The organism is Arthrobacter sp. GQ119, assembly GCF_059759125.1.
On sequence record NZ_JCAXEA010000066.1, the window covers coordinates 1 to 760 of the forward strand.

At 70.7% G+C, this 760-nt stretch carries 1 protein-coding gene; it reads right to left on the reverse strand.

Translation table 11 applies throughout. From position 1 onward, the window contains the following. Positions 1-760, reverse strand: a 760-nt coding sequence (locus AC6CH3_RS23360) for a PKD domain-containing protein (RefSeq protein ID WP_498134699.1), incomplete at both ends; no start/stop codon positions are given.

Consider the following 760-nt stretch of genomic DNA (forward strand, 5'->3'; position numbering starts at 1 on the left):
CGGCACTGTCCCGCCCGGTTTGAGGGCGGTGCGCCAGGCGGCGACGGCCTTGGCGCTGCTGAGGGTCCAGGTGGCGGTGCCGGTGGAGCCGGCGGTGGCCTGGGTCCTGTCGGCCTGCTCGTTGACCTGGCCGCCGGCAGTTTCCCAGCGCTCGGTCCAGCCCGTGGGAGCAGTCGCTGCGGGGTTCGAGCTGTCGAAGCCGAGGCCGCCGATCAGCAGGGCGCCGTTGCTGGCGGTGGTGACGCTGCCGACGGCGATGCTGGTGGCCGTATAGGTGGCGTTGGCGGCGGTGGCCACAGCACTGTCCAATGGGGTGGTGGTGTTGACCCCGGTGTAGGCGGTGATGCCGCCGCCCCACTTCTGGGCGGTGCTCAGGGTCCAGGTGTAGCTCGTCGGGTCAGAGGAGCCAACGACCCGGTAGTAGGCGAAGACGCGGGCGCCGCTGCCGATGGAGAGGCCGCTGGTGATTGCGGTCCAGCCGGACGGGACAGCGACCGTGGGGTTCTTGTCGGCGGTGAAGGACGCGACCAGGACGTCACCGGCGGCCCGGCCGGTGGGTGCGGGCAGGGAGACGGTGGTGGTGGCCGTTTCGGTGGACGCGGTCCTGAAGCTGCGCACGGCGATCTCCGGTGAGGTGCCGCCGTCGGGGTTGACGGTGATCGTCGTTGTGGTGGAATTCGAGCCGGCGGCGTTGGTGGCGGTCAGCTTCGCGGTGTAGGTCCCGGCCGTGTCATAGACATGGGACGGGTTCTGGCTGGTG